The sequence below is a fragment of the Rhodococcus sp. EPR-157 genome (assembly GCF_001647195.1).
GTDB lineage: Bacteria > Actinomycetota > Actinomycetes > Mycobacteriales > Mycobacteriaceae > Rhodococcoides.
In genome coordinates this window covers 1-3974 of the sequence record NZ_LVCV01000092.1, presented here as the reverse complement: position 1 = coordinate 3974, position 3974 = coordinate 1, and the positions used below count along the sequence as shown (strand labels likewise).

General features: G+C 63.0%; 6 protein-coding genes. 4 read left to right on the top strand and 2 right to left on the bottom strand.

The window, feature by feature from the left end; all coding sequences use genetic code 11:
- The 4 genes from A2J03_RS03620 to tatB form a co-directional block, all read left to right on the top strand.
- Positions 1-401 (top strand): sigma-70 family RNA polymerase sigma factor (locus A2J03_RS03620; protein ID WP_156520184.1); only part of this gene is annotated, 401 nt, incomplete at its 5' end.
- 16 nt (positions 402-417) lie between these two features.
- Positions 418-768 (top strand): hypothetical protein, encoded by a 351-nt coding sequence (locus A2J03_RS03615; RefSeq protein ID WP_068369801.1) that lies wholly within the window; start codon positions 418-420, stop codon positions 766-768.
- 17 nt (positions 769-785) lie between these two features.
- Complete coding sequence (locus A2J03_RS03610; RefSeq protein WP_068369798.1) at positions 786-2285, top strand: S1C family serine protease; 1500 nt, start codon at positions 786-788, stop codon at positions 2283-2285.
- 10 nt (positions 2286-2295) lie between these two features.
- The gene (tatB, locus tag A2J03_RS03605) at positions 2296-2718 is read left to right on the top strand and encodes a Sec-independent protein translocase protein TatB (protein ID WP_068369795.1); all 423 of its coding nucleotides are present in this window, start codon (positions 2296-2298) and stop codon (positions 2716-2718) included.
- A gap of 75 nt (positions 2719-2793) precedes the next feature.
- Here tatB and A2J03_RS03600 read toward each other — a convergent pair whose 3' ends face one another.
- Together A2J03_RS03600 and A2J03_RS03595 are read right to left on the bottom strand one after the other, a co-directional pair.
- Complete coding sequence (locus A2J03_RS03600; protein WP_068369792.1) at positions 2794-3540, bottom strand: amino acid ABC transporter ATP-binding protein; 747 nt, start codon at positions 3538-3540, stop codon at positions 2794-2796.
- Positions 3537-3974, bottom strand: a 438-nt coding sequence (locus A2J03_RS03595; protein ID WP_156520183.1) for an amino acid ABC transporter permease, incomplete at its 5' end; no start/stop codon positions are given. The genes A2J03_RS03600 and A2J03_RS03595, both read right to left, overlap by 4 nt.

Here is a 3974-nt window from a genome sequence, read left to right as displayed (position 1 = left end):
CTTCCGATCGCTGTCGAACTACGGGAACTTTCGAAGGCTGGCTGCACCGCATCACGACCAACCTCTTTCTCGACATGGTTCGTCGTCGCAACCGTATCCGCATGGAAGCGCTGCCCGAGGACTATGACCGTGTCCCCTCCGAGCTGCCGAACCCTGAGCAGATCTATCACGACGCACGGCTCGACCCCGATCTTCAGTCCGCGCTCGATTCGCTCGCGCCCGAGTTTCGCGCGGCGATCGTGCTGTGTGACATCGAAGGACTGTCGTACGAGGAGATCGGTGCCACACTGGGCGTGAAGTTGGGAACCGTTCGTAGTCGGATCCACCGTGGACGCGCGGCGCTTCGCGAGTACCTTCGAGTTAGCGGGAAGGCCGACTCGGGTCACGAACGTGTCCAGTAGCTACCAGGAGGGTTGGATGGCGCAGGCGCAAGAGCCACGGCGGTTCAGCTCTACCGAGCACTTGGCCAGCGAGGCCGTGGCAGCTTTCGCCGACGGGGAACTGCGAATGGCCGCGTATCTCCGCGCCGCTCGCCATATCGCCGAATGCCCCGAGTGTGCTGCCGAAGTCGACGCCCAGCAGCAAGCGCGTACCGCCTTGAAGGATTCCGGTGAGATGTCGATGCCCGGTTCCCTCCTCGGACTCCTCAGCCAGATACCGATGTGCGAGCCCCCGGCCTGTGCGCCGGGCGAGGCGAAGAACGACGCGGAACGTCGGCGACGAGTCATCGTCACGTCGGTCGCGAGCCTTCGCAGACGGCGCCGGTAGTTACTCGCTGTGTAACCTTGGCCGCTGTGACCGACGTTAGCGAGGGGTACCGGGAACACGTGAGCACTTCTACAGATCCTGAGGCACCGCGGCTGCCTCCGAGGCCCGTGTATCGGCCGGACGTCGACCCCGCGTCTGCTGCTGCATTCGGTCGGCCTAGCGACGTGGACGGTTCGTTCTCGCCGGCCGCGAAACGTGCCGAACCGTCGCCCGGCATCGCCTCACGTGTTCCGGATCCAGTCCTCGCCGAGGCCTTCGGTAGGCCCTCCGACGCTGCTGAATCGCTGCAGCGTGATCCCGACGCCCCGACCGGTCCACCGGAGCCGGATCCCGAACCCGAGGATCCGTGGCGCGATCCGACGTCGACCGTACGACTCGGTGCGGCGGCGGCCGAGACACCTGTGCCCGCGATACCTCCGGTCGGCCCGAAGCTCGGTGTTCGGGAAGTTCTGTTCGGTGAGCGGGTCGCTCCCAAGACTCTCGTCGTCCTCGGTGCGTTGGCATTGGCGATCGGGCTCGTCGGTGGGCTGATCGGCCGTGAGACGGCCGAGTTTTCGGGTGCTTTGACCAGTCAGAAAGTGAAACTGACTCAGTCGACGGGAGAGGATCTGCCCCAAGGGCAGGTGGCGCGAGTCGCCGATGCGGTGCTGCCGTCGGTGGTGTCGATTCAGGTCACGCTCGGAGACAACGCGGGCACCGGATCGGGAGTCGTCTTCGACGGGGACGGATACATCGTCACCAACAACCACGTCATCTCGATGGCTGCGACCAACCCGGACACCGCGACTCTGCAGGTGACGTTCTCCGACGGAACCAAGGTTCCCGCGGACATCGTCGGCCGCGACACCAAGACCGATCTCGCGGTGTTGAAGACCGACGTCGGCAACCTCACCGAAGCCCAACTCGGTAATTCGGCGGACGTGCAGGTAGGCGAGGACGTCGTCGCAGTAGGTTCACCGCTCGGCCTGAGCAAGACCGTCACGCGGGGCATCGTCAGCGCACTCGATCGTCCCGTTCGCTTGTCCGGCGAGGGCACCGACACCGACGCTGTCATCGACGCGGTGCAGACCGATGCTGCGATCAACCCGGGCAACTCGGGCGGGCCGCTCATCGACGCCGAAGGCCGCGTCATCGGCATCAACTCTGCGATACGAAGCGAAAGCGGTGGATCCGTCGGTCTCGGATTCGCCATCCCGATCGACGACGTCACCGAGGTCGCACAGTCCCTCATCAACACCGGCGAAATGAAGCATCCGGACATCGGTATCAACGCGCGTTCGGTGATCAACGACGCCACCTCCGGTGCTGAGGTGGCCAACGTGCGGTCCGGCGGTCCGGCGCAGGCGGCGGGCATCGTCGAGGGAGACGTGATCACGAAAGTCGGCGACCGGACGGTGACGAGCGCCGACGAACTCGTCGTCGCAGTGCAGTCGAGTGAAATCGGACAGTCGACGCCCGTGCAGCTCGTGCGGTCGGGTCGACTCGTCGATGTCTCCGTCACCCCGGTTTCGGACTAGGCTGGCCTACGTGTTCGCCAACATAGGCTGGGGAGAGCTCGTTATTCTCCTGGTAGCAGCACTCGTCATCCTCGGACCTGACCGGCTTCCCAGCGCCATAACCTGGGTCACCAAGTCGATCCGGCAGGTCAAGGACTACGCCAACGGCGCGAGCCAGCAACTCAAGGACGAGCTCGGCACGGACTTCGAGGACCTGCGTAAGCCGCTCGCCGATCTCAATCAGCTGCGTGGAATGACTCCGCGCGCGGTGATCACCAAGCACCTCCTCGACGGCGACGACTCGTTGTTCAAGAGCACGTTCGACGGCAAGCCGTTCGACAACAAGCCGTCGTCGAACAGACCATCGTCGAACAATCTCTCGGCGAACAAGCCGTCGCTCGACAAGAAGCTACCTGCCGGCCAGACGCCGCCGATCGATTCCGACGCGACGTAGGGCACTCGTCGGACCGCTTGGGTGGTCCGTCCATACGATCGAGCAGTATGAACGGACCACGCAAGCGAAGTGCGGTTACAGCACCTTGTTCAGGAAGTCCTGAGTCCGCGGGTTCTGCGGATTGCCGAACAGCTGGTCCGGTGTTCCTTCTTCGACGATGACGCCCTCGGCCATGAAGATGACGCGGTCCGACACCTCGCGAGCGAAGCCCATCTCGTGCGTCACGACAACCATCGTCATGCCGCCCTTCGCGAGATCGCGCAATACCTGCAGTACCTCGCCGACCATCTCGGGGTCGAGCGCAGATGTCGCCTCGTCGAACAGCATGATCGACGGGCTCATTGCGAGTGCCCGGGCGATGGCGACACGCTGCTTCTGTCCACCGGACAGATTGGCTGGCTTGTAGTTCGCGCGGTCGGACAGGCCGACCTGCTCGAGCAGCTTCAGCGCCGTCTCTTTCGCCTGCGCCTTCGACATCTTCTTCGTCTCGACGGGGGCGAGCATGACGTTCTCCAGCGCCGTCATGTGCGGGAAGAGGTTGAAGTGCTGGAACACCATGCCGATGTTCTGGCGAACCTTGTCGAGGTGGACGCTCTTGCCCGTCAGGTCGATACCGTCCACGACGACATGTCCGGCCGTGATGTCCTCGAGCTTGTTGAGACAGCGAAGGAACGTGCTCTTGCCGGATCCCGAAGGGCCGATGACGCATACGACTTCACCGTTGGCGATCTCGGCGTCGATGCCCTTGAGGACCGTATTGTCGCCGAATGCCTTCTCGAGCGCCTTGATCGAAATCTTGGTATCGGTGCTTGGACTGCTCACTTGTTGATCCTCTTCTCGAGCCGGTTCGACATTTTGGTGAGAGCCATGATGATGATGAAGTACATGACACCGATGATCAGCCACATGTTGAACGACTCGAAGTTGCGAGCGATGATCAACCGGCCCGTCTGGGTCAGTTCGGCGAGACCGATGACCGACAGCAGTGACGTGTCCTTCAACGTGATGACGAATTGGTTGATGTACGACGGGATCATCGTGCGAATGGCCTGCGGCATGACGACGCGTCGCATCGACTTGAGGTAGCTGATACCGAGGCTGCGTGAGGCCTCCATCTGTCCCTTGTCGACGGCGAGGATGCCGCCTCGGACGATCTCGGCCATGTACGCACCCGCGTTCAGCGAAAGCGTGATGATGCCTGCTGTGAAGGCGGACATCTGGAAGCCGAGGGCCGCCGGAACACCGAAGTAGATGAA